Here is a 23,233-nt window from a genome sequence, read left to right on the forward strand (position 1 = left end):
AAGGAGACTGTCATGACCGCACCCGTCATTCGCGGCGTCAATCATATCGGAATCACGGTGCCCGACATCGAAGCAGCAAAATCGTTCCTGGTGGAAGCTTTCGGCGGCCAGGTGATCTACCAGTCCTTCGGACCGCAGGATCCGCCGCGGCAAGGACCCGAATTCGAGCGGGCCGTCGGCGCTTTTCCCGGAACGGTCGTGCGTGCGCAGGCGATGGTCAAGATCGGAACCGGACCCGATATCGAGCTCTTCGAAATGCACGGGCCCGAGCAAGCCCAGCCGATCCGGGCGAGCGACTTCGGCATCACGCACTTCGCTCTCTACACCGACGACATCGACGCATCGGTCGAGCGCTTCGAGAAGGCTGGAGGCACGCCCCTCACCGCGCCGCGCGCTATTCCCTATGCAACCGAGAAAGGTCCTGGAAACAAGGTCTGCTACTGCCGCATGCCGTGGGGCACGACGATGGAATTCATCACCACGCCGGACCGCATGGCCTATCATGACCAGACGGATCTGCGCAGGTGGCAGGACGAGGACTGAGCAGGGGCGCGAAAAGGGATCCGCATCAGTTTCTCCCGCTGCTTGCGGGCAGGGCAATCGCATATGGAGCGATATCGCCTGTGGCCATCCTTCGAGACGCCCGCCGTTGGCGGGCCCTCAGGATGAGGAGCGAGTGCGTTTGCGCCAGTTTCAACGGGCGCCGGTGCCGCTTAGCCTCATCCTGAGGGACCGCGAAGCGGTCGTCTCGAAGGACGAGGCGCGCGCTCAGGTCTTGCGATAGAGCCATATGCGATTGCGCTGCGCTTGCGGGAGAGGTCGGCGCGTCCGGGCGATGCGCAGCATCGTCCCGCGCGCCGGAAGTGGGCCTTCTCCTCTTGGCGATTGTCCCATTGCGGAAACACCCTCTCCCCGACCCTCTCCCGCAAGCGGGAGAGGGAGCGCACCTTCCCCTGTCGCGATCAAGCCTGGTCACATCATGCTTTAGCTCCCGATCTCCCGGTCCGGCGGCAGCCGCGAGAAGCGGAAATTGCAATGGCTGGCGCCGCCCGCAAGCGTCTGCGTCCTTTCCAGGCGGATGCCTCGCGCGGCGTAGGCGACGAAGTCGAGGCCGCAGATGTTCGGCAGTATATCCGCGTCGCCGCGGCGCGCAGCGAGCTTGCAGAAGCCGCAGGCCTTGTAGTCGACGCCGAATTCGAAGCTGCCTTGCGGACCCGGCTCGACGAAATCGTAGGCGAAATCTTCCGGAAACTCCGCTTGGTGAGCTTGTGTAACGCTCCTTGCCGCCTGTTCGCGCATCAAGGCCTGGTTCTCCCGTGACATGAACTGACGCCCTGCGGCGAGACGCTCGGCTTCGGGAATCGTCAGCAGCTGCGCCTTGTAGGTTTCCCGCTCGATCTCCCCGATCACGGGCACCGGCACGCCGTGGCGCCGCAGCACCCGACTGATGGCCATGAAGCCGGTTAGGCGCATGAAGAAATCGCTCATGCGGCTGGCTGCACCGCCGACATAGGGCATCTGCGTGAGGACGATCTCGAATTCGTCCGTCACCTCCAGCCTGACCTTGTCCATATCGGAGAGATGCGCGCGCTCGCGGAGCATCGGTTCAGCGAGGTTTATTCGCTCGCGCATGGCGGCCTCCATCGCGTGGCGGTGCGTCTGGTAGAACGGATGAATCTCAGCCATTGGACACCCGATAGGATTGGCTCATTGCAGCATCGACGAGCCGCCTCATTCGGCGGCGATCGCCTCGATCTCCAGCAGCCATTTGCTGTCGACGGTCTCGACCACCACGACGGTCAGCGCCGGCTGGTGCTTTGCACCAAACAGCAAACCGCGGGCTTGACGGACTTACAGAGTACAACTGACCTATGCGGCTTCCGAATGCCTTCGCCTTCCGGCGAGGCCATGCGGGCTCTGGAAATCAGCGATGGACGAGTGTTGTCTCCGCAGGTGCCGCTTCTTTCGACCGCAGGAACACAAAAACGGACCCAACAAAGATTTCCGCGTCGGCGCGACCATCCTGCCCGATGAGAATGAGTCCCGCTCCGCCATTGGCTACGTTCAGAATAACGGGCGCTCCCTTCGATGTCTTGATCGGGTTCATACCGATGGTGAGAAATTCACCGATCGGCTGATCCAGATACTGAAGCCTCAATTGCGGAGCAATCTCTGCTGGCGCAAGCCCAAAACCCAGTTGTTGGGCACGGGCGTAAATTTGCCCGAGCAACACCGTCTCGGTCTGAAAGCCGAGCTCCGCCGCCGAAACCGTGACAAGCTCCAAGTCTGCTTTCGCGGTGTTTAGGGTAAAGGCTGGTCGAGCCATGATTTCACTAGCCAACTCTCCAACACCACACCCTCGCGCATTCAACGCGTTACGAAGAGCGACCGAATCTGGAAATGTCCCTACCGTCGTCTTCCTCCACACCGGAACATCGGCAGCGGATTCAACGCCAGTCTGCGGCTTGCGAACTCCGGCAACCTCCTTGAGCGCCAAGCGAGCCTGCAAAACATCTCTCGCCGTGCACTGAGCTTTGGCTTCGTCCGCGAAAAGGAGGACGCAAGCGTTGCAGAGCATTAGAATGACGAGAACGCCGCCGTGCCATCCCCTGGAGTGCCCCGCGGGTCACTTCAAATTCCTCCGGGTGTGGTCAGTCAAATTCCTCCACCCGCGAGGCAGGACAAGGGACTGTTAGTTTGAGTTTGTTTCCCGGGCAAGAGCTTCAGCGGCTTCTTTGAGCCGATAGCTGCGTCCGTCGAACTCAAGCAGATGGCAATGATGCATAAGGCGATCGAGGATCGTCGTGCTCATAGTGTTGTCCCCAAGGTATGCCCCCCAATCCTGCACGACGCGATTGGAGGTGACGATGACGCTGCGGCGCAGTTTGTAACGCTGATGGATCAGGGTCTGCAGCAAAGTGCCGGCGTCGTCGGGGATGGCGCGTGCGAGGAATAGATCGTCCAGCACGAGGAGATCGCAGTCGATGATGGTTCGCAGCCGGACCTCGCGTTGTGCCGGAGAGTTCAGGGCGTAGCGGTGGAAGAAGTCGTCGGTCTCAAGATACTGGACCTTGTGGCTTTGCAGGATCGCCTGATAGGCAATCGCCTTGGCGATGTGCGACTTCCCGGTGCCAGGTTTGCCAACAAGCAGAGCGTTCTCGCCAGCGGCAATGAACGCCAGGGTGTGGAGCTGGAAGCAGGTCTGACGTGGCAGTTTGGGATTGAAGGACCAGTCGAACTCGGCGAGCGTCAGCTTTTCGTCGAGCCCGGATTGCTGGTATCGCCGCTCGATAAGACGGGACTGACGACGGTCCAGTTCATCCTGCAGGATAAGGGAGAAGGTCTCGAGGAAGGGCTGGTTGGCGCCCTGCGCCTGGAGCACGCGCGTCTGCAGCGTGTCGCGGACACCCGACAGGCGCAGCTGTCGTAGGCAACGCTCAATTTCCGGCATGGTCATCATGTGGCTAGGTCTCCAGTTTAAGGTGAGAAGGTGCAGCGGGAGCGCTCGTGGCGCCGGAGTTGGCCGGGGTTGCGCAGGCGACACGAGCGCGGATTGCCGTGGCGTGATCGTCGTGAGCCTCGGCCTGCCGACCATTGTCGTCGGCGTCGCGCCGCACAGCGCGGCTGAAGAGGTCGCCGTATTCCGCGGGGGTACGGATCAGCGGATGATCCTGGGTGAGCGGCGATGCCGGCTGTGGCGTCACTCCAACCTGCTCGATCGCCTGTTCGAACAACCGCTCGACGGTCGCACGCACGTGCTTGTAGCGGTAGATGCGGTTGTCGATGGCGTGCGCGCAGGCCTGCTCGACCAGCCGCGCCGGATACTTCCGGCCCAGCCCGACAATGCCCCACATCGCGCGCTGTCCGGGGCGCCCTTCGGTGTCGAACACCTGCTGGCACAAGGCCCTGGTCTGCGGTCCGATGCGCTCGGCGCTCGCCAGCAGCACGGCGGTTTGCCGCGACGGGTTGAACGGCCGTTCGCTGGTCGGCAGGACGACAGAACCGGGGTGCGCCATCCGGGAATGAACACGCAGCAGCGCACGGGTGTGGCGATCACGGATCTCGATCGTGGTGGTGTAGATGCGCACGACGACCTGGCTGCCGATCGGCGCGGGCCGCGCGGCGTAATAGCTGTTGTCGACGCGTACGGTGGTGTCGTCGCAGACAGTCCGGACGACTTCGGTGAAGATGCGGAAGGGAGCGACAGGCAGCGGCCGCAGGTGCGGCTTCTCTTCCTGGAACATCGCCTCGACCTGACGGCGCGTGCTGCCGTGGATGCGTTTGGAAGCCCAGTTCTCCTCCCAGTGCCTCAAGAACTCGTTTTGCGCCTCCAGCGTCTCGAAGCGCCGTCCGGCCAGCGCAGTGCCCTGGGTATGTTGAATCGCATTCTCGACGCATCCTTTCCGATTTGGATCGGCCACGCGCGCGGGATCGGCGACCACGGCGTAATGAGCCAGCATCGCGCTGTAAATCGGGTTGAGCTGGGGCGAGGGTGTCAGTAACTCGGTGTAAGATGGTTTCTGTGAGTTTACCTTTGACAGGAGACTCACATGGCTACGGATTTTTCACCTGAGATTTTGGACCAGCTTCTTGCCGGGGGCAGCCTCAAGCCAGAAGACTTAGCCGGCGAAGACGGGCTTTTCAGACGACTGAAGAAGGCGCTTCTGGAGCGCGCACTGGGTGCGGAGCTGACCCACCACCTTGGCTATGAGAAGGGCGACCCGGCGGGCCGCGGGTCGGGCAACAGCCGCAACGGCACAAGCAGCAAAGCGCTGTTGACGGACGACGGCGAGATCGAGATCGAGGTGCCGCGCGACCGCGCCGGCACGTTCGAACCGGTGATCGTCGCGAAGGGCCAGACCCGCTTCGACGGCTTCGACGAGAAGATCATCAGTCTCTACGGGCGGGGCATGACGGTACGGGAGATCCAGGGCCATCTGGCCGAGCTCTACGGCACCGAGGTGTCCCCCGATCTGATCAGCAAGGTCACCGACGCGATTCTCGACGAGGTCCGCGAATGGCAGAGCCGGCCGCTGGAAGCGATCTATCCGGTGGTCTTCTTCGACGCGCTCAGGGTCAAGATTCGCGATGAGGGGATGGTCAAGAACAAGGCAGTCTACGTCGTGCTGGGCATCACTGCATCGGGCGAGAAAGACGTGCTCGGGCTTTGGATCGAGCAAACCGAAGGCGCCAAATTCTGGCTCAAGGTCATGAACGATCTGAGGAACCGCGGCGTCGCCGACATCCTGATCGCCGTCGTCGACGGTCTGAAGGGCTTTCCCGAGGCGATCAACAGCGTCTTTCCCAAGGCGATGGTCCAGACCTGCATCGTGCATTTGATCCGCAACAGCCTATCCTTCGTGTCCTGGAAGGATCGCAAGGCGATCCTTCCCTCGATCAAGGCGATCTATCATGCCGAGAATGCCGACGCCGCTCTGCTCAGGCTCGAGGACTTCGAAGCCGAGTGGGGCAAGCGCTATCCCGCGATCGGGGCGGCCTGGCGCCGGGCGTGGGAGCACGTCATTCCGTTCTTCGCCTTCGCGCCGGAGATACGCAAAATGATCTATACCACCAACGCGGTCGAGGCGCTGAACCGTTCGCTGCGCAAGATCATCAAAACACGCGGCAGCTTCCCCAACGACGAGGCGGCGATGAAGCTGCTTTACCTCGCCATCAGAAATGCCGGCATCCATTGGCGACGACCGGTTGCATGGACGGCCGCAATGGGCCAGTTTGCCATCCAGTTCGGCGAGCGCTTTGCAGGCTCAGCGGACTGACCCCATGGGGTCAGTCCGCTGACCCCGCAAACCCCTCACAGAGACGCTCTTACACAAAACTTCTGACACTCCCGCTGGGGCTCGTACAAATCCGGCTTGAGGACGCCTTCCTTCAGGTTGTCGAGCACGACATAGCTGGGGACCCCGCCAAAATACCGGAACGCCTCTTCGTGGAGCTGCGCCCAGACTTGTTGGCTGGACTTCCAGACTACCCGCCGGAAGCTGCGCCGCGAGTAGCGTAGCGTCATCACGAACAGGCGGGGACGACGGTACCGCCCGCTCTTCGGATCAACCGTCGGCGCGCCCTCGCCATAGTCGACCTGAGCTTCCTCGCCGGGGAGGAACTCAAGACGATCAAACTGCTCAGGATCAGCGTGCCGCAACCGGCGCACAAACCGCTTGACACTCTGGTAGCTGGACGGAAAGCCAAATTGATCAACCAGGTCCTGGTAAATCGCCTGCGCGTTCCGCTTCAGCCGGACCTGTTCTTCGATCCACGTCCGATGCGCTTCGCAAGCCGAACGGGCCAGGCTGCTGGTGACCGTCGCTTCCGATGTCCCAAAAGCCGGTGGTCGGGGTGGAGGAATTTGGCCGTCCGCGCTCACCGAGCCGGTGGTCACTTCCCCGGGGGAATTTGCCTCCGCACCGGCCCGCAGCGCCTGATAACGCCGGATCGTCTTGCGATCGACACCCGTCAGCCGGTGAATCTCGCGCTGGCTGGTGTTGCGATCAAGTAATGTAAGTACGGTGCTTTGCAGATGTCGCTTCAAGACGTTCAACTCCCCGGCCCCTTGCTGGCTAAAGGGGTCGAACATAAACGTCCTGCCTGAGAGCTATGCGGGATTTTGGGTGACGAGGCGATCAGGCGGCGTGGTTTTCCGGCACTTGGATGACCTCGATGCCGTTTTCGAATCTGACACCTGCGCTGACCTTCGGCAACTGATTTGTGCCTTTCAGCCGCCGCCAGGTCTTTGATGCGGCGCAGAGCAGCTTGAACACCATCAACTTGGCAGTCGTTGACGATAACGAACCTTTCGTGCGCACCGTTCTGTGCCGGACCGTCGCGAACACGCTTTCGATGGGATTCGTCGTCCGCAAGTGGTCCCAATGCTCGGCGGGGAATTCGTAGAACGCAAGCATTGCGTCGCGATCTTTCGTCAGGCACTCGACCGCCTTGTCGTACTTCGCTCCGTATTTCTCGGCAAAGACATCGATCGCCACTTCGGCCGAAGCTCGGTTGGACGCCAAATAGACCTCGCGCAGATCCTTCTTCATGCTGGCCTGTACCGACACTGCGACTTTGTTCAAGATATTCGCGGTTTTGTGCACCCAGCACCGCTGATGTCGCGTGGCGGGAAAGACCTCGTCGAGCGCCTTCCAGAAGCCGAGCGCGCCGTCACCGACGGCGATTTCCGGGGCGATCTTCAGCCCTCGGGTTTTCGCCTCGACGAGCAGTTCGTGCCAGCTCTGCGTGCTCTCGCGCACGCCGACCTGGAAGCCGATGAGTTCCTTCTTGCCTTCCGGCGTCGCGCCGATCAGCACCAGCATGCATTCGCTGTGGTCTTCCATGCGAGCCTGCAGGAAGACGCCGTCCGCCCACACGTATACGTACCGGCGCGCCGACAGATCGCGCTTCTGCCAACGCTCGTACTCGAGCTGCCACTCCGTCGTCAGTCTGGAAACCACCGCCGGAGAAAGATTCGGCGCATCCTTGCCCAAGAGCGCCGCCAGCGCCTCCTGGAAGTCGCCCGTCGAGATGCCTCGCAGGTACAGAACCGGCAAAAGTGCATCCAAGCTCTTCGTGCGCCGTGCCCACAACGGCAGGATCGCCGAGGTGAAGCGGATCCGCTCGCCATCGCTGGTCACCGCGCGATCGCGAATCTTTACCCGGGCGACTTCGACGGCGCCGATCCCCGTCTGGATCGTCCGCACTGGACCATGGCCGTGTCGCACGAGGCGGTCGCGGCCATCGGGAAGCTTCAAGCCCTTCATCGCGGCGAGAAACGCCTCGGCTTCCATCTCGACAGCCTGCGCAAGCAGCTGCCGAGCTCCAGATCGCAAAATATTCGTCAGTGGATCGTCGATCTCATCGGGCTGACGCAGTGGGACAATGTTGCTATGCTCGTTCATGGCGTATCGCTCTCCTTGAGGTTCTGGCAGGCTCGACACCCGCCTCGATACGCCGCCTATCTCATTCCGTCATCACCCAGTTTCCCGCATAGCTCCCTGCCTGACCGGCTACTGCTGTTCAGCGGCGCTGACGGCGATCATCAGGTGGGGGAGTTTCAAGTGACCATACCCGGGGGATTTTGACCGACCCACGGGGAGTGATGCGATGTTGCAATTCCTCGCTTCGAGGCAAAGAGCTGGCCCCGGTTGTTTGGACAGCGCCCCGCTGGATTTAAGTGGATTCCTGCCGGGTTATGCTGAACGCGGGGCTTTACGGTTTTGTCGTTGCGTCGGGAGGGCGTAGCCCGACCAGAGCGACGACAAAACCGTCGGCGACGGTCATGCGGCCATCACCATAGCTTGCGTGCCGAAGTAAGCCTCGTCGGGCGTGCGCCCGTCAAGGCTCGAGTGAGGGCGTCCCTGATTGTAGAAGGCCAGATACTTGGCAATTGACGCTCGCGCCTCGGACACGCTGTCGTAGGCGCGGAGATATACTTCTTCGTATTTGACCGTGCGCCAGAGCCGCTCGACAAACACGTTGTCGCGCCAGGCGCCCTTGCCGTCCATGCTGATGGCGATCTTCGCGTCCAGCAGCACATCGGTGAACTCGAGGCTGGTGAACTGGCTGCCCTGATCCGTGTTGAAAATCTCGGGCCTGCCGTGCTTCGCCAACGCCTCCTGGACCGCTTCGACGCAGAAGGCCGCCTCCATTGTGATCGAGACGCGATGGGCCAGGACCCGTCGGCTGAACACATCGACGACCGCCGCGAGATAGACGAAGCCACGCCGCATCGGAATGTAGGTGATGTCCATTGCCCACGCATGGTCGGGCCGCTCGATCTTCAATCCGCGCAACAGGTACGGGTAGATCTTGTGACCCGGAGCCGGCTTGCTCGTGTTCGGGCGACGATAGACCGCCTCGATCCCCATGCGCTTCATCAGCGTCGCGATGTGGCGGCGACCGGCGTATACGCCCTCCCGCCGCAGCAACGATCGCAGCATACGCGCTCCCGCGAAGGGATAATCGAGATGCAGCTCATCGAGCCGACGCATCAAGGCAAGGTCCTCGGCCGAAACTGGCCGAGGTTCATAGTAGACCGTGCTGCGAGCCAGCTTCAGGACCTTCGCCTGGCGCACGATAGAAAGATCATGATCGCGGTCGATCATCGCTTTGCGCTCAGCAGGCCCGCCTTGGTGAGCGCGCCGGACAAAAAATCGTTTTCCAACGCCAGCTCGCCGATCTTGGCATGTAACGCCTTCAAATCGACCGGCGTCTCGGCCGATGTCTTGTCATGCCCAAACACGCCGGCGGCGCCTTCCAGGAGCTGGTTTTTCCAGATCGTGATCTGGTTCGGATGAACATCAAACAGTTGCGCCAGCTCCGCCAGTGTCTTGTCGCCTTTGACCGCAGCCAAAGCAACCTTCGCCTTGAATGCCGGAGAATGCGTCCGGCGGCTCTTCTTCGTCATCTTCGCTCCTGATTCGCAGCAAGAATCCTCGCCGCTGTCAGGCAGAAAATCCACTCAAGCTACTGTCCGAATTTGCGGGGCCAGCTCTCAACGTAGTCGATCTCACCGCGCGTGATGCCGATATCGGCAAGCTCCCTTTCGGTCAGGCGGCACAATTCAGTTCGCAACGTCTCGCGTTTGCGCCACTCTTGAAATGCATCCCAATATGCTTCGATAGGACTGTAGACCTGTCGCTTTACGGATTCCTGTGTTGGCTCGGTGGTTCGGTGGATTGAGCTCATTGTGGCGTCTCCCAGTCTCGGCCAATGTCTCCGGCCGATCTGGACGCGCTTCGGCGCTCGGCGCCCCATCCGTTTTGGGGGGGCGGCCGAATATTTTCGATCGGCTACCTCGAGAGCGTGCGGAGGAATTTGGCGCTAGTCTAGAGCATGATGTATTTACACGGAACCATAGCCTGAGTTTTTGAAGTAGTTGGTGCACTCCTTCTGGGAGAAGAGATCGAGGAGTTCACCAACCTTCCGCCAGGTTGCCTCCACGTCACGAGGTTCTGCGGATCGCATGAGGTGTTTGAGTTTGGCGAAGACCTGCTCGATCGGGTTGAGGTCAGGGCTGTAGGGCGGCAAGAAGATAAGGTGGGCTCCTCTGGCGCGGATAGCTTGGCGAGCCGCTTTGCCCTTGTGGCTGCCAAGATTGTCGAGAACGACGATCTCGCCCGGTGCGAGGGTGGGTGCCAACACCTTCTCGACGTACAGCGTGAAGAGTTCACCATTGATGGGACCATCAATCACCCAAGGCGCACTGATCCGATCATGACGCAGCGCCGCGATGAAGGTCATGGTCTTCCAATGGCCGAAAGGTGCAGATGCTTGGAGGCGCTGCCCACAAGGCCCCCAGCCGCGTAGCGGCGCCATATTGGTCTTGATCCACGTCTCGTCGATGAAAACCAACCGCGTGACGTCAATCCTGCCTTGATGCGCTTTCCATCGGGTCCGCTTACGGGCGACGTCTGGGCGATCCTGCTCGGCTGGTAGAAGCGTTTTTTTTGAAGCTGAGCCCCTCGGCGTGAACAAAAGTCCACACCGCCCGCACGTCTGTCTTGATCCCCCGTGCAGCCAGCTCCTGCGTCAGCTTGCGCAAGGTGAATGGCCCCGAGCGAATGCGTTTGCGCAGCCAGTCGGCGTTGGCATCCGACAGAACCCGCTTCTTGTGGCCGCCGATCTGGCCGGGCGCCAGGCCTCCGGTATCACGCCTTAGGTTCTTCCACTTCGTCACGCACGAGGGGCTGATCTGTAGCGCCTCTGCGATCGAACGAACCGTCTCGCCCGCGTCAGCGCGAGCCAAGGCGCGTTCACGGATGTCTTCCGAATAGGGGCGCGTCATCCATGCTGGCCTCCGCACTCCAGCATGGAGCTTGAATCAGAAATCGCCCGCTCTGGGAACCCCGATTCCAGTCAAAAACATCACGCTCTAGTGGCCCTCTGGGAGCCGCCCGGTCGCCACGTTCCGGGGGGCTACATGATTTCAGGAATCGTTCACGCAGCCGGGCGGGCGAAGTCCATTCAGTAGCGCCACGACGTCAGACTGCCGATTGTAGCCCATTTTGCTCAACACAACCTTGACATGCCAACGAACAGTATTCGTGGATGTGCCGCTCTCTGTTGCCATGGCCTTGACCGTCTGGCCTCCGGCCAGGCCCCGAGCGATGCGAGCTTCGGTGGGGGTCAAATCAAAAAGGGAGCGTATGAGGTCGACCGAGGGAGCCTCCGGCCTGGTCACGGGTGTCAGCATCAACATGGCCGCGCATCGGGAAAAGGTGTCGCGCGCCGAACCGCGAATCGGCACGACGTGCGCGATCATCGTGGAGCTGATGTCGCGGGTTGGAAATGAGCGCACACCGGGGGCATCGTCTTGATCCACCGTTGCGATGGCGTCGCGCAACAGTGCGTCGGCGCGCACGTCCTTCAGCGCAATGCGGTCTTTCGCTCGCCAAGAGATGAAGCCACTCAAGCCTTCGATTAACGGATTCGCAGCCAGGATCTTCCCTTCGCGCGAGAACACGAGCGCAGGAATGCCAAGTAGAGCGAGTGCCTGGGCCGCGGCCCGGGCACGTTCCAGCTGCATGCGGGCCGCAACCAACGAAGCCCTGGCCAAATGAGCGTGCACCTCGTTGAGTCGTCCCAGCACAGCGGGAGACGCCGATCCTCGGTCGTATGCTCGCTCCAACGCGATCACCATGTCATCGCCCGTCGGCAGCGCGATCGCGGTAGCTGAGGCCCATCCCATACCGCGGGGGTACAACATGTCCCTGTAGGCCGGATCATTGCGCATCTCTTCGGGCGTATACAGAATGCTGTCCGGTATGAAGCCGGACTGTTTCGCGCGAAGCAGGCGGTTGAAACGCTCCGATCGCGGGACCCATCCGCTCTCCATTAATGGCCGCAGATCATCTCTTGCCTGCTGGCTCGAAGCAGACCATCTGACGACGCTTCCGTTCGAGATACATAGCCAGCCGGCCAGCGCGCCGTCGATCTGCACTAATTCAGCGAGAATGCCCGGCCACAGTTCAGGTACAAAGGCGCACTCGTAAATTCGATCGATGAGGTGGGACATCGCATACCCTCCCTGCGTATGTTAACGCAGGTCATGTTGTGCGGCCAGCCTTTCTGAAAATGCTGCTCTCTGAAGTTGAGACAGGCCCCTCAATCAGCAAGCTTGGCCGGGGCTCGGCATCGACTGTCTCGTAAGCCCAAAATCGTGACCTACTCTTTTCGACAACGTTCCCAACTGACCCGCAAGACGACATTGGAAGCCTCGCGCCGTCTCTCGCTAAGTTGGCGTACCGCTAAACGGGAACGCGGCCACCTGAAAATCACCCTCGTGTAGAATGTATCCTGGTCGCTTAGCTAATCATCTCGACTGGCACGCCGGAGCGTCCAGTCTAGACAGCTGCGATCAGTTCATGCCCGACAGCCGGCGCGCCAACGAGCATTCGGCTGGGTCGCGGCGGGCCAGAAGCCGAAGTGATGGTTTGGGCTGTTCGGCGCAACTGGACGTCGGTCAATCTGACTCGATGGTTCGCGCGGCGGCGAGAAATCGCTATCCCCCGGCTAGCTTAGGTTTCTGTGCCTCTTCGATATGCCGCCGCTGATCGAGAAACGCCTGGCTGGACCGCGTCTTGTACAAATCCAGACTTGCGGTCTCGTCAGACTGCAGGGTGATCGCCGCATCGACATAGGCGAGCCGGTGCGGATCCGACTTGACCTTGCGCGCCAGCCGGTGGAGGCGCAGAGCGAGCGAAGCCCATTGTACGGCCTTCACGGCAGTGTCGGCGGCATAGCGAGGATAGAACGACCAGGCCGGCTCGACCGGCAGATGCGGACGGCGCTCATCGCGGCTCTTCAGCCGCAGCACCCCCCCTTCGAGCGGATGGACGCGCTCGATGGGATGGTAGCCTTTGAAATAGAGCGCGTAGGTGCCGATCTTGCCAACATTATTGCCCGTCACCGCGGCACGCCGCATCAGCGTCTCGATGTGCTCCCAGGTGTAATAGGTGTTCCAGGCGAGCTCGTAGGCGCGCTCCCAGTCCGCCTTGGACATGGCGGGGTGGTCCGTCGTGACGTGGTCCAGGTCGTATTTGTTGAGGTCCGCATCCATCGCGACGCCCTTCAGGTAGAGCGTCTTGTGGTCTTCCGAGCCTGGCAGCGGCGTCAGGAAGAAGAACTCCAGCATGTCGATCGGCAGCTCATGCTTGATGATCTCGATGTCGCGGACGATCGATTCCGGTGTGTCGTTGGGAAAGCCGATAATGTAGCCACCGATCGTCATGATCCTGGCCCTCTTCCAGGCCAGCATCATCTCGCGATAGTCGGTGATCTTGTTCTGCCGCTTCTTGGCGCCGAGCAGACTGTCCGGGTTGATGTTTTCAAGACCGATGAAGCAACGCCGGACGCCGGCCTTCGCGCATTTCTCGATGAAGTCAGGCAGCTTGTGGCAGAGCGTGTCGACCTGGATCGTGAAACGGAGGTCCCAGCCCTCCTTCTCGCGCAGCGCGATGATGCGGTCGAGCAAAATTTCCCAATCCTTGTTGCGCGCAAAATTGTCGTCGGTGAGAAAGAAGGCGAAGACGCCCTGAGCGACGTTGGCGCGGATCACGGCCTCGATGTCGTCGGCGCTGCGGCGTCGCGACTTGCGCCCCTGCACGTTGATAATGGTGCAGAACGAGCACTGGAACGGGCAGCCGCGCCCCGCATCGAAGCTCGTGGTGTGGCCGATGACCCGTCCGATCTGCTGGCGGGGAATGATCGGCAAAGGCTGGCTCTCCAGGTGCGGCAGATCCTCGATGTAGTTGTAGAGAGGCCGCAACCGCCCGGCGACCGCATCCTGCAACAGCTCCTCGAGCCGTCCCTCGGCTTCGCCTGCGAAGACCGACACACCGAGGTCCATCATCTCCTGAACGCCGGCATCCCGCTCCGGCAACATCGAGAGGGTGCCGGATACATGGAAGCCGCCGATCGCAACGTGGATGCCGAGCTTGCGAAACTGCCTCGCCAGATCGAGCGATCGGGGAAACTGGTTGGACTGGACCCCGACCAGCATCACCATGCCGACCTCAGCGGCCTTGATCGCGCGCGCCAGATCCGCGACGCGCACCTTCCAGTTGGTCTCATCGATGGCGTCGATCTCGATGTCGCAATCGGGCCCGAGAACCCCGCGTTCGCGACAATCGAGCGCGATGCCGTAAAGGCAAGCCAGTGAATTCGAAGGCAGGCCGCCGCGCCACCATCGAATGACATAGCCTTCGTCGTCGTAATGTGACGGCTTGATCAGAACAAGCCGGAAAGTCTTGTTCTTCCTCATGAGCAACGGGTAGCTCGATCTCGGTCAAAGGCCAACTGGTTTCCGCCACCTCCTCGCGAAAAGACGATGAGCTGTGGCCCGAAAACATCCTGTCAGCTGACCGCAGACGGCGCCATGGCAGGTTGAAAGTGCGAAGCGCTTTTCCGGAAAGGTCATGCGCAAACAACGACCTAAAGCGCGATGATTGCTGATCCAAGTCTCATCTCGCTTTAGCGCGCAAGACGTCCGCTCCGGGTCACGCGCGATAATGCTCTGATTGATCGCGAGATTTCCCCATGCCCCTTTGCGCTGACATGTTCGACCCTGGTGAGTACACGCCCTGGTGGAAATGGACGTCGCCTTCCCCCCCATCGGCGCATTGGCCCAGCGCCCTGGCGCATCGCGCGAGCATGTCGAAGTGACCCCTGACGGACGGAGAAGCTCCGTCTCAGCCAGACAATTCCGGCTGCCAATCGCGCAGTTTTCGCGCGGCGCCGGTGACGTCGGCGATCACCGAAAACGCCTCCGTCTCCACCATCATCGCGCGCGCCAGCCTCACAGCACGGGCCTCGCTGACCGCGCGTTTCCCTGCATCCTCGATCAGCTCGAAGTCGATGTTGTGGGCGAGACCGAAGATGCGACGGATGATCTTGGCCGCCGCGAAGCCGACGGTGTCGGCGAACAGGCGCTGCATGTAGGCCTGCCGCTCGGTTTCCAGCCGTGCGGCTCCCTTGTCGCCGGTGAACAGCGATGGCGGATAGGCGTCCCCGGTGGCTCCAGCGCGCCAGAGGCCGAGGAATTTGCGGGCGAACTCGTTCCAGACCTTTTCGGCCGTCTCCAGAACCCAACCCTCGAAGGCAGCCCGCTCGCCCGCCGCGCGCTCGTGGCCGACGGAGGCGAAATAACCATCAGGAGATTGGCCAGCACGGCGCCGGAGTCGAAACCCATCGGGCCGTAGAACGCGAATTCCGGATCGATCACGCGCGTCTCGCTCTCCGTCACCATGATCGAGCCGGTGTGGAGATCGCCATGGAGCAGCGCTTCCGGGCTTGCCATGAACTTCAGCTTCAGGCGGGAGACCGAGACATGCAGCTCCATGTCGTTACGCAGCTCCGCGGCCAGGCTGTCGAGGTACGGGGCGGTCCAGCGGTTCTGCTCGGCAATGCGGTAGGGATCGGTGAAGATCAGGTCTTCGGTGATCTTGCAAAGCGCATGATTGCCGGCGAAGGCGGCGATCCCCTCCTTCTTCTCGGCCGCGGAGAGCGCGAGGTCTGAGGTGAAGAACAGCGTCCTCGCCATGAAGGTCGTGATGTCGTCGACGAAGCGCGGATATTGCTTCCCCGCAACCACCCCCTTGCGCATGATGATGTGGGGCTCGAGCAGCTCCATGACCGTGAGGGCAAGGGCGTCGTTGTGGTGCAGCACGGCTGGCACCAGGCCGGGCGCGAGCTGGGCCTGCCGGGACAGCGCGAGATACTCGTAATGGGCCCGCGACAGCGGCAGCGGCCAGCTCTCGCCGACGAGGCGGACGTAGGGCAGCGCCTGCTTCACCGCGATGCCGCCGCCCGCGCCCTTGACGATGAAGACGAGGTTGAGATTGCCGTCGCCGACCTCGGTGATGGACCAGGACGCCGGCTCGCCGCCAAGCAATGCCCTGAGCCCGGAGAGGCCCGCGAGATAGTCGCGCAAGTCGCCTTCGTGCAGAATTCGATAATCCCCTGCCCGGTCCCCGCTCATGACGATCCCACCCCTTGTCTGGGCCGGATCGTTACTCCCGAGGCTGGCAAGCCCGAGCCGATCCCGGCCATTCTTTTGATCGGATCGTAATCGCAATCAACGCCGCCCGCCACCTGGTGCGTTGTCGTGCCGGCGCGCGGGGCATGGGCGCACGTTATGGGCATCGGGCAACCAGCTGGGACGCTTGGCCGCGAGCCAGGATTGGCTGATTGAGGAACCCAAGCAGGCTGAGACAGTTTTGAGTTTCTGACCTTGTAGAGGAGCTGCAGATGAGCCGCGGAATGCCCTCCATGACTGCCCTTCTGGCGATGCTGGCCATTGCCGGATATCAGAACCGCGACAAATTGGCTGAGCTGTTGAAAGGCGCAGGGGGCGGCTCGTCTGCGGGCGGTCCGCAGCCGCCTGGGGGCATGCTCGGCAATCTCGGCGGCATGCTCGGCGCGGGCGGAATCGGGGGCCTGCTCAATGGCGGAATTGGCGAGCTCCTGGAGAGGTTCAACCAGAATGGCCAGGGCGAAATCGCCGACTCATGGGTGAAGCCCGGGCCCAACAAGGACATCTCCTCGCCGCAGCTCAAACAAGCTATCGGCAGCGACGTCCTGGAGAAGCTCGCAGAGCAGACCGGGCTTTCTCAAGACGAGATCATCACACGGCTGTCCCGTGAACTTCCTTCCGCAATCGACAAATACACGCCGGATGGACGCCTGCCCGAAGCATAGAAGCAGCGGCTTAACTCAGAAGAGATGTACCCATGAGCATTCTTTGGACCATCATCATTGGCTTTCTCGCCGGCGTGATCGCCAAGTTCATCATGCCGGGCGACAATGAACCTTCCGGCTTCATCCTGACGACCATTCTCGGCATCGTCGGCGCGTTCGTGGCCTCTTATCTCGGACAAGCGCTGGGCTGGTATCGCCCTGGTGAAGGGGCCGGCCTGATCGGTGCGGTGGTTGGCGCGATCGTCGTGCTGTTTGTTTACGGTCTCTTCGCTGGCCGGCAACGCCGGGCGATCTAAGCGGAATGGCTTAGGTTGAATAGATGATCGGTGCGGCTCGTACACCTCTCCCGCTTGCGGAAGAGGTCGACGCGTCCAGGCGATGCGAAGCATCGTCCCGCGCGCCGCGTGAGGGCTTTCTCCTCGAGGGGATTGTCCCATTGCGGAAACACCCTCTCCCCAACCCTCTCCCGCAAGCGGGAGAGGAAGTGCACCGCCGGTGGCGCAATCAAACCTTATCGCATCATGCTTTAGAACTGGCCGAGACCTGCTGGCGGACTCGCTCAAGCGGAATGTGTGACGGAAGGCTCGCCGGATGCCTGCTTCACGGCGACGCCGCTGCTGCCGCGACTTGCCGCAGCGTCTCAAAGGCGCTGCGCCAGCCAGATGGTGTGCCCACCGCAATCGGGGTCCTCGACCACGTGCGACACGACGCGGAATCCATTCCGATCCAGCAGTGAACGATATTCGGCCGGATCCAGGCTGGCATGATACAGCGGCTCGCCGCCGAGCGCTCCGATCGCCTCGCCCTGCGCCGGGCCGCTCGTGAACATCAGCGCCGCATCCGGCCTCGCATGGTCGCGAAAAATCGGGAACATGCGCCGCTGGTCGTCAAAGCAGAGGTGGAAGAAGCTGTCCCAGGCAAGGATGCCGCAAAATCGCCGTCCCAACGCAAGCTGGCGCATATCGGCAACGATCCATTCCTGCTTCGGGAAGCGCTGTTCGCACGCATCGATCATGGCCGGCGAGGAATCCACTCCCGTCATGGGATGATCGAGTCCGATCAGATATTCCGCCATCGGCTCTGCCGAGCCGCAGCCGAGATCGAGGACGGAGCCGGCAGGCGGCAGCAGCGCGCGGAAACGGTCGAGCCAGGCCTGTTCGAACAGACTGCTCCGTGCACGGCTGTCGATCCAGTCCGATGCCTTGCGCTGATAGAGATCTATGATGTGGTCGGCGGCGTCCGATGTCGTTCGAGAGCTCACGCGCTTCGCTCGCGACTAAAAGGTCTCCCGCTCCAGGAAGCTGGAGCCGATGTCGGCCTTTCTCTTGATCGGATCGTAGTCACAATAGACGCCGTCCGCCACCCGCGTGTAGCTGGCGCTGACGTTGTATTTGTCGAGCTTGACCGAGCTCAGGCCGATCACCGAGGTGCTCTTGCCTCCGTTCCACCTGAACGGCGTCGAGCTCTTCGACTGCTCGCAGGCCATCACCGCCTCGTTGAAAACATAGCCCTCGACGAACGCCTTCAGGGTGCGGACCTGCACGGCCATCCTCCATTCGAAATAGCCGATGGCACCAAGGCCGGCGACGATCAGCACCAGAAGCGCGACGACGATACGCTGAAAAGTCATTGGTTTCCCCCGAACAATCAAACAAGCGCAAAATTCTAAGCACGCAGTGAGATGAAGCAAGCGCCTCGTCCTTCGAGACGACCGCTTCGCGGTCTCCTCAAGATGAGGCTAACCGACAGCGATGCCCGTTGAGACTGCTGCCGCGCACTCCTGTCCTCATCCTGAGGAGCCCGCCAAAGGCGGGCGTCTCGAAGGATGCTCCGATAGATCTAGAACGGCATTCCCATCAATTTCGACAGGCGCTCGATCGAGAGATAGCCGGCATGATAGGCCGCGACGCCAATGCCGTAGATCACCGCCGAGATGATCGTGGTCCAGATCAGCTTGCGCCCCATCCGCGTCAGGATCGGCGCGCCGGGGTCGGTGCCGGGTGCGCCGACGCCATCCTCGTGCTGGCTGCGCACGCCGAACGGCAGCGTCAGGAACAGCGCGACCCACCAGATGACGAAGTAGATCGCGATCGCAGTCGATATCTGGATGGCCATGGGGACGGCCTTACGCCTGCTCGATCTCGACCAGCGCGCCGGAAAAGTCCTTCGGGTGCAGGAACAGCACCGGCTTGCCGTGGGCGCCGATCTTCGGCACGCCGTCGCCGAGCACCCGTGCGCCCTCCTTCACCAGCGTGTCGCGCGAGGCGATGATGTCCACGACCTCGTAGCAAAGATGGTGAATGCCGCCATCGGCATTGCGTTCGAGGAACTTCGCGATCGGCGAGGCCTCGCCAAGCGGCTCGATGAATTCGATCTTGGTGTTGGGCAAGGTCGCGAACACCGTGGTGACGCCGTGCTCGGGCAGCGGAACGGCCTCCGAGATCTCGGCCCCGAACGCCGCACCGTAGATCTTCGCGGCCTTGACCGCATCCCTGGTTGCGATCGCCACATGGTTGAGCCGGCCCAGCATGGTTTCTTCTCCCTCAGCGCGTGATCCGGACAAGCGGCGGGCCGCCCTCCCGGAGATGCTGACACAACTACACTGTCAGTACATGTACCAGACAGGGAGGCTTTTTGCCCCAATGTTCGTTGATCACGGCCCGGACGGCGCGTCGCACCGATTCGGCCAGGGCGTCGGGATCGCGGCGGCGCGCCTTCGGCAGGCCTTCGATGGTGGACATGACGGCGTCGAAGACGATGTCGTCGAAGAGCTCGCCGGCCCGGTTCTTCTCGGGGATGCCGACGAGATCGACCTCGGGATCGTCGGCCAGCTCGCCCTGCCCGGTCATGGCGATGGCGACGAAGGCGCAGCCGGAAAAGGCCATGCGGCGACGCTCGACGACGGCGCGCGACTTGGAATCCTCCAGGATCGTGCCGTCCTTGTAGAGCCGGCCGGACGGCACCTCACCGATGATGCCGGGATCGCCGGGGCCGAGCTTGACGAGGTCACCGTCGCGGCAGACCAGCACGCGCGGCACGCCGGCGGCGCGCGCCAGCTTTGCGTGCTCATGCAGGTGCAAAGCCTCGCCATGGACCGGGATCAGGAGCTGCGGCTTCACCCACGAAATCAGGTCGCGCAATTCCTCACGGCGGGGGTGGCCGGAGACGTGGACCAGGGCGTCGCGGTCGGTGATGATCTCGACGCCCTGAAGCACCAGATTGTTGACGATCGAGCTGACAGCCTTCTCGTTGCCCGGAATGGTGCGCGAGGAGAAGATGACGCTGTCGCCGCGGTTGAGCGTGATCTCGGGATGGTCGTCGTTGGCGATGCGCGCCAGCGCTGCGCGCGACTCGCCCTGGCTGCCGGTGCACAGGGCCAGCACCTTGTCCTGCGGAAGGTGACCGTAGACCTCGGGCGAACGGAAATTCTGCACGCCGTCGAGATAGCCGGTCTCGCGGGCGACCTGCACCACGCGCTCCATGGCGCGGCCGACCACGACGACCTCGCGGTCGGCAGCCTTCGCCGCGTCGGCGACCGCCTTGATGCGGGCGACGTTGGAGGCGAAGGTCGTGACCGCAACGCGGCCCTTGGCTGATTTGACGAGCTCGATGATGGTCCGGGCGACCTCGGCTTCCGACGGCGAGCGGCCATCGCGCACAGCGTTGGTGGAATCGCCGATCAAGGCGAGCACGCCCTGCTCGCCCAATTCGCGCAGCCGCTTCTCGTCGGTCGGCGCCCCAAGGGTCGGAGTCGGGTCGATCTTCCAGTCGCCGGTATGCAGCACGATGCCGGCTTCGGTGTGGATCGCCAGCGCATGCGCTTCCGGAATCGAATGCGCGACGGGAATGAACTCGACGTTGAACGGGCCGATATCGACGCGTCCGCCGGACGGGACCACAGTGACAGGGATCTCGGGCGCATTGCGCTCGGCAGCGCATTTGGCCTCGAACAGCGCCGCGCTGAACCTGGTGGCGTAGATCGGGCACTTCAGTTTCGGCCAGAGATCGATGATGGCGCCGAAATGGTCCTCATGGGCGTGGGTCAGCACGAGGCCCATCAGGTTCTTGCGCTCCTTCTCCAGGAAGCTGATGTCGGGCATGATCAGGTCGATGCCCGGCAGATGCTCCTCGTCGCCGAAGGACACGCCGAGATCGACCGCCAGCCAGGCGCGCTGGTGGCGGTTGCCGAGGCCGTAGATCGACAGGTTCATGCCGATCTCGCCGACGCCGCCGAGGGGTGCAAACACGAGTTCGTCGGGCCTTGCCATCACGCAGCTCCCACGGAGGCGACGGGGCCGAAGAACACCTCGCCCGCAGCCACCGGCACGAGGCGGCCCTCCGCGGTGCGGACAATCAGGCAGCCAGCGTCGTCGATGGTGTCAAAAATGCCTTCCAGCGTCATCGCTCCCGTGTGGATCGCGACCTTCTCCCCGAGGCCGGCAGCGCGCTCGAGCCAGAGCTTCCGGATCTCGGCAAAGCCGCGGCCATTGTCCCAGATCCCCCGGAACTCGACCCAGGCATCCGAGAGGGCCGAGAACAGCTCCTCCGCACTGATCTGGACGCCGAGGGCGGCCAGCGACACCGCAGGCGTCGGGGTGCCCTCGGGCGCTGCAACCACGTTGGTGCCGATGCCGACGACGATGGCGAGACCATTGCCAACGGCCTCGGCTTCAAGCCCAATGCCGACCAGCTTCCTGCCGCCGGCGAGCACATCATTCGGCCATTTCAGGGCGTAGCGGGGGCGGCCCTCGCCGAGGCGGAGCGCGGCCTCGAGGCTTACCTTCTCCAGTGCCGCCTCTTCCGCCAGCCCGGCGGCAAAGCCCAGCGTGGCGGCGACGGCCGGGGTAACGTCCATCACTTCGAGGATGCTGGCGGCGAGATTGCCGCGCGGCGCAATCCAGGCGCGCTGGCGGCGGCCGCGGCCGGCGGTCTGTTCCGACGTGACGAACCACATCGGGCCACGCTCGCCGGCCCTGGCGTGCTCGATCGCCTCGGTATTGGTCGAGCCGGTCCGCTCGAAAGCTGCGAGCTTGTAGCCCGCCGACAGTGCGCGAGGACCGAGCGTGAAAGCCATCCTAGAACAGCGACTTTGCCGCGGCGGAGGCAACGCTCACCACGGGACCTGCGAACAGCGCGAACAGGATGTTGAACAGGCCCGCGACCGCCAGCACCGTCCGCACTTCGATGCGCACCGGATCGACTTGGCCGGCCGGCTCGTCGAAGTACATCGTCTTGACGATGGCGAGGTAGTAATAGGCACCCACCACGCTGGTCAGCACGCCGATGACGGCGAGCGTGAACAGGTTCGCCTTGATGGCGGCGACGAAGACGTACCATTTGGCGAAGAAGCCGGCGAGCGGCGGGATGCCGGCGAGCGAGAACAGCAGCATCGCGAACATGAAGGCGAGCAGCGGATTGGTCCGCGACAGGCCTGCGAAATCGCTGATCTGCTCCACCGCCTGGCCGTTCCGCTTCATGGCGAGGATGATCGAGAACGAGCCGAGCGTCATCGCGACATAGATCACGATGTACATCAGGACGCCCTGCGCGCCCTCGACCGTGCCGGAGGCAAGGCCGACCAGCGCGAAGCCCATGTGGCCGATCGACGAATAGGCCATCAGGCGCTTGATGTTGCTCTGGCCGATCGCGGCGAAGGAGCCGAGCGCCATCGAGGCGATCGACACGAACACCAGGATCTGCTGCCACTGCGAGACGATGCCGGGGAATGCGGTCAGCGTCACGCGGGTGAAGACGGCGAGCGCGGCCACCTTCGGCGCCGAGGCGAAGAAGGCGGTAACCGGGGTCGGGGCGCCCTCATAGACGTCGGGCGTCCACATGTGGAACGGCACGGCCGAGACCTTGAAGCAGAGGCCGACGAGCAGGAAAACCAGGCCGAACAGAAGGCCGACATTCGAGACCGTGGCGGTCGCGGCGATACCGGTAAAGCTCACCGTGCCGGTGAAGCCATAGACCAGCGAGGCGCCGTAGAGCAGCATGCCCGAGGACAGCGCGCCGAGCACGAAATACTTCAGGCCGGCTTCGGTCGACTTGGCATTGTCGCGGTTCGAGGCCGCCACGACGTAGAGCGCCAGCGACATCAGCTCGAGGCCGAGATAGAGCGAGATCAGATCGCCCGCCGAGATCAGCACCATCATGCCGAGCGTCGAGAGCAGCACCAGGATCGAATATTCGAAGATGCGGCGCGACGGGTCGGACAGGAACTCGGTCGACAGGATCAGCGTCACCGCCGAACCGATCAGGGCCAGGATCTTCATGAAGCGGGCGAAGTCGTCGGCGATGAAGCTGCCGCCGAAGGTCACCTGCTTGCCCGCGGGCTGCATGTAGACGAGCGCGCCGACCACGATCAGGAGCACCACCGACAGCAACGTGACCGTCCTGGTCGTCTCCTGCCCGCGATAGGCTCCCAGCATCAGAAGCGCCATCGCGCCGACCGCGAGCACGAGTTCGGGCAGCACCGGCGCCAGTTGATAACCTGCAGTCTCAAAGCTCATGGCGATATCCTGAC

22 protein-coding genes and 2 pseudogenes are annotated in these 23,233 nt (G+C 62.5%); 4 read left to right on the top strand and 20 right to left on the bottom strand.

What is annotated here, in order from left to right:
• Positions 1–12 precede the first annotated feature (12 nt).
• Positions 13–543, top strand: a complete 531-nt coding sequence (locus ABIF91_RS40450) for a VOC family protein (protein WP_028177664.1) — start codon at positions 13–15, stop codon at positions 541–543.
• A 441-nt stretch (positions 544–984) separates the two neighbouring features.
• Here the strand turns inward: ABIF91_RS40450 and ABIF91_RS40455 are convergent, their stop codons facing one another.
• The 5 genes and pseudogenes from ABIF91_RS40455 to istA (ABIF91_RS40475) form a co-directional block, all read right to left on the bottom strand.
• Positions 985–1,686 (bottom strand): L-2-amino-thiazoline-4-carboxylic acid hydrolase, encoded by a 702-nt coding sequence (locus ABIF91_RS40455; RefSeq protein WP_028177666.1) that lies wholly within the window; start codon positions 1,684–1,686, stop codon positions 985–987.
• A gap of 45 nt (positions 1,687–1,731) precedes the next feature.
• The gene (locus tag ABIF91_RS40460; protein WP_162131049.1) at positions 1,732–1,833 is read right to left on the bottom strand and encodes a RidA family protein; all 102 of its coding nucleotides are present in this window, start codon (positions 1,831–1,833) and stop codon (positions 1,732–1,734) included.
• Between the two features lie 91 nt (positions 1,834–1,924).
• Entirely contained in the window at positions 1,925–2,497 is a 573-nt protein-coding gene (locus ABIF91_RS40465) for a hypothetical protein (RefSeq protein ID WP_348522437.1), read from the bottom strand.
• A 195-nt stretch (positions 2,498–2,692) separates the two neighbouring features.
• Complete coding sequence (gene istB / locus ABIF91_RS40470) at positions 2,693–3,460, bottom strand: IS21-like element IS1631 family helper ATPase IstB (RefSeq protein WP_038952109.1); 768 nt, start codon at positions 3,458–3,460, stop codon at positions 2,693–2,695.
• A 4-nt stretch (positions 3,461–3,464) separates the two neighbouring features.
• Positions 3,465–4,487 (bottom strand): annotated as a pseudogene (istA, locus tag ABIF91_RS40475) (IS21-like element IS1631 family transposase); the annotation flags it as partial.
• Positions 4,488–4,550: 63 nt separating this feature from the next.
• Here istA (ABIF91_RS40475) and ABIF91_RS40480 point away from each other — a divergent pair.
• Entirely contained in the window at positions 4,551–5,777 is a 1,227-nt protein-coding gene (locus ABIF91_RS40480; RefSeq protein WP_038960272.1) for an IS256 family transposase, read from the top strand.
• Between the two features lie 35 nt (positions 5,778–5,812).
• On the opposite strand, the gene istA (ABIF91_RS40485) is transcribed toward ABIF91_RS40480, so the two are convergent.
• The 8 genes and pseudogenes from istA (ABIF91_RS40485) to mtnK all read right to left on the bottom strand — a co-directional run bounded on the left by istA (ABIF91_RS40485) (position 5,813) and on the right by mtnK (position 15,988).
• Positions 5,813–6,592 carry an IS21 family transposase gene (gene istA / locus ABIF91_RS40485; RefSeq protein WP_424579750.1) on the bottom strand — a complete coding sequence of 260 codons (780 nt, stop codon included), beginning with the start codon at positions 6,590–6,592 and terminating at the stop codon, positions 5,813–5,815.
• A gap of 46 nt (positions 6,593–6,638) precedes the next feature.
• Positions 6,639–7,907, bottom strand: a complete 1,269-nt coding sequence (locus ABIF91_RS40490) for an IS256 family transposase (protein ID WP_014497957.1) — start codon at positions 7,905–7,907, stop codon at positions 6,639–6,641.
• 378 nt (positions 7,908–8,285) lie between these two features.
• Positions 8,286–9,415, bottom strand: a protein-coding gene (locus ABIF91_RS40495; protein ID WP_129557670.1) for an IS3-like element ISRj2 family transposase whose coding sequence is annotated in 2 segments (ribosomal slippage) — positions 8,286–9,163 and positions 9,163–9,415 — 1,131 coding nt in all. Because the reading frame shifts where the segments join, the coding sequence is not laid out codon by codon here.
• Positions 9,416–9,474: 59 nt separating this feature from the next.
• A complete protein-coding gene (locus ABIF91_RS40500) occupies positions 9,475–9,696 on the bottom strand; it encodes a DUF1127 domain-containing protein (RefSeq protein ID WP_424579751.1) in 222 nt (73 codons plus the stop codon).
• 156 nt (positions 9,697–9,852) lie between these two features.
• Positions 9,853–10,795 (bottom strand): IS630 family transposase gene (locus ABIF91_RS40505; protein ID WP_424579752.1). Its coding sequence is split into 2 segments (ribosomal slippage): positions 9,853–10,458 and positions 10,460–10,795, totalling 942 coding nucleotides; the frame shifts between segments, so codons are not numbered across the junction.
• Positions 10,796–10,936: 141 nt separating this feature from the next.
• On the bottom strand, positions 10,937–12,025 hold the full coding sequence (locus ABIF91_RS40510; protein WP_028178193.1) for a helix-turn-helix transcriptional regulator: 1,089 nt from the start codon (positions 12,023–12,025) through the stop codon (positions 10,937–10,939).
• Between the two features lie 486 nt (positions 12,026–12,511).
• On the bottom strand, positions 12,512–14,272 hold the full coding sequence (locus tag ABIF91_RS40515) for a B12-binding domain-containing radical SAM protein (RefSeq protein WP_424579753.1): 1,761 nt from the start codon (positions 14,270–14,272) through the stop codon (positions 12,512–12,514).
• A 427-nt stretch (positions 14,273–14,699) separates the two neighbouring features.
• Positions 14,700–15,988: pseudogene (gene mtnK / locus ABIF91_RS40520) on the bottom strand (S-methyl-5-thioribose kinase).
• A 269-nt stretch (positions 15,989–16,257) separates the two neighbouring features.
• Between mtnK and ABIF91_RS40525 the strand changes: the two are divergent.
• Entirely contained in the window at positions 16,258–16,707 is a 450-nt protein-coding gene (locus ABIF91_RS40525; protein ID WP_028178195.1) for a YidB family protein, read from the top strand.
• 32 nt (positions 16,708–16,739) lie between these two features.
• Positions 16,740–17,003, top strand: a complete 264-nt coding sequence (locus tag ABIF91_RS40530; protein WP_028178196.1) for a GlsB/YeaQ/YmgE family stress response membrane protein — start codon at positions 16,740–16,742, stop codon at positions 17,001–17,003.
• Positions 17,004–17,347: 344 nt separating this feature from the next.
• Here ABIF91_RS40530 and ABIF91_RS40535 read toward each other — a convergent pair whose 3' ends face one another.
• The 7 genes from ABIF91_RS40535 to nuoN all read right to left on the bottom strand — a co-directional run bounded on the left by ABIF91_RS40535 (position 17,348) and on the right by nuoN (position 23,219).
• Positions 17,348–17,968, bottom strand: a complete 621-nt coding sequence (locus ABIF91_RS40535) for a class I SAM-dependent DNA methyltransferase (protein ID WP_035717685.1) — start codon at positions 17,966–17,968, stop codon at positions 17,348–17,350.
• Between the two features lie 15 nt (positions 17,969–17,983).
• Positions 17,984–18,337: a hypothetical protein gene (locus ABIF91_RS40540; protein ID WP_028178198.1), complete on the bottom strand. Its 354-nt coding sequence runs from the start codon at positions 18,335–18,337 to the stop codon at positions 17,984–17,986.
• A 209-nt stretch (positions 18,338–18,546) separates the two neighbouring features.
• Positions 18,547–18,822 carry a DUF1467 family protein gene (locus ABIF91_RS40545; RefSeq protein WP_028178199.1) on the bottom strand — a complete coding sequence of 92 codons (276 nt, stop codon included), beginning with the start codon at positions 18,820–18,822 and terminating at the stop codon, positions 18,547–18,549.
• 10 nt (positions 18,823–18,832) lie between these two features.
• Positions 18,833–19,237, bottom strand: coding sequence for a methylmalonyl-CoA epimerase (gene mce / locus ABIF91_RS40550; RefSeq protein WP_028178200.1), 405 nt, complete (start codon positions 19,235–19,237; stop codon positions 18,833–18,835).
• A gap of 67 nt (positions 19,238–19,304) precedes the next feature.
• On the bottom strand, positions 19,305–20,975 hold the full coding sequence (locus tag ABIF91_RS40555) for a ribonuclease J (RefSeq protein WP_028178201.1): 1,671 nt from the start codon (positions 20,973–20,975) through the stop codon (positions 19,305–19,307).
• Positions 20,975–21,781, bottom strand: a complete 807-nt coding sequence (locus ABIF91_RS40560) for a biotin--[acetyl-CoA-carboxylase] ligase (RefSeq protein ID WP_028178202.1) — start codon at positions 21,779–21,781, stop codon at positions 20,975–20,977. The genes ABIF91_RS40555 and ABIF91_RS40560 overlap by 1 nt, the downstream gene beginning before the upstream one ends.
• Before the next feature lies 1 nt (position 21,782).
• A complete protein-coding gene (gene nuoN / locus ABIF91_RS40565) occupies positions 21,783–23,219 on the bottom strand; it encodes an NADH-quinone oxidoreductase subunit NuoN (RefSeq protein WP_028178203.1) in 1,437 nt (478 codons plus the stop codon).
• Positions 23,220–23,233 lie beyond the last annotated feature (14 nt).

The sequence above is a fragment of the Bradyrhizobium sp. USDA 241 genome (assembly GCF_049739505.1).
GTDB lineage: Bacteria > Pseudomonadota > Alphaproteobacteria > Rhizobiales > Xanthobacteraceae > Bradyrhizobium > Bradyrhizobium liaoningense.

Bases quoted from the DNA above. Each gene is read 5' to 3' on its own strand.
- ABIF91_RS40450 (WP_028177664.1), top strand. From the start codon at position 13: ATGACCGCACCCGTCATTCGCGGCGTCAATCATATCGGAATCACGGTG.
- ABIF91_RS40455 (WP_028177666.1), bottom strand. From the start codon at position 1,686: ATGGCTGAGATTCATCCGTTCTACCAGACGCACCGCCACGCGATGGAG.
- istB (WP_038952109.1), bottom strand. From the start codon at position 3,460: ATGATGACCATGCCGGAAATTGAGCGTTGCCTACGACAGCTGCGCCTG.
- ABIF91_RS40480 (WP_038960272.1), top strand. From the start codon at position 4,551: ATGGCTACGGATTTTTCACCTGAGATTTTGGACCAGCTTCTTGCCGGG.
- istA (WP_424579750.1), bottom strand. From the start codon at position 6,592: ATGTTCGACCCCTTTAGCCAGCAAGGGGCCGGGGAGTTGAACGTCTTG.
- ABIF91_RS40490 (WP_014497957.1), bottom strand. From the start codon at position 7,907: ATGAACGAGCATAGCAACATTGTCCCACTGCGTCAGCCCGATGAGATC.
- ABIF91_RS40500 (WP_424579751.1), bottom strand. From the start codon at position 9,696: ATGAGCTCAATCCACCGAACCACCGAGCCAACACAGGAATCCGTAAAG.
- ABIF91_RS40510 (WP_028178193.1), bottom strand. From the start codon at position 12,025: ATGTCCCACCTCATCGATCGAATTTACGAGTGCGCCTTTGTACCTGAA.
- ABIF91_RS40515 (WP_424579753.1), bottom strand. From the start codon at position 14,272: ATGAGGAAGAACAAGACTTTCCGGCTTGTTCTGATCAAGCCGTCACAT.
- ABIF91_RS40525 (WP_028178195.1), top strand. From the start codon at position 16,258: ATGAGCCGCGGAATGCCCTCCATGACTGCCCTTCTGGCGATGCTGGCC.
- ABIF91_RS40530 (WP_028178196.1), top strand. From the start codon at position 16,740: ATGAGCATTCTTTGGACCATCATCATTGGCTTTCTCGCCGGCGTGATC.
- ABIF91_RS40540 (WP_028178198.1), bottom strand. From the start codon at position 18,337: ATGACTTTTCAGCGTATCGTCGTCGCGCTTCTGGTGCTGATCGTCGCC.
- ABIF91_RS40545 (WP_028178199.1), bottom strand. From the start codon at position 18,822: ATGGCCATCCAGATATCGACTGCGATCGCGATCTACTTCGTCATCTGG.
- mce (WP_028178200.1), bottom strand. From the start codon at position 19,237: ATGCTGGGCCGGCTCAACCATGTGGCGATCGCAACCAGGGATGCGGTC.
- ABIF91_RS40555 (WP_028178201.1), bottom strand. From the start codon at position 20,975: ATGGCAAGGCCCGACGAACTCGTGTTTGCACCCCTCGGCGGCGTCGGC.
- ABIF91_RS40560 (WP_028178202.1), bottom strand. From the start codon at position 21,781: ATGGCTTTCACGCTCGGTCCTCGCGCACTGTCGGCGGGCTACAAGCTC.
- nuoN (WP_028178203.1), bottom strand. From the start codon at position 23,219: ATGAGCTTTGAGACTGCAGGTTATCAACTGGCGCCGGTGCTGCCCGAA.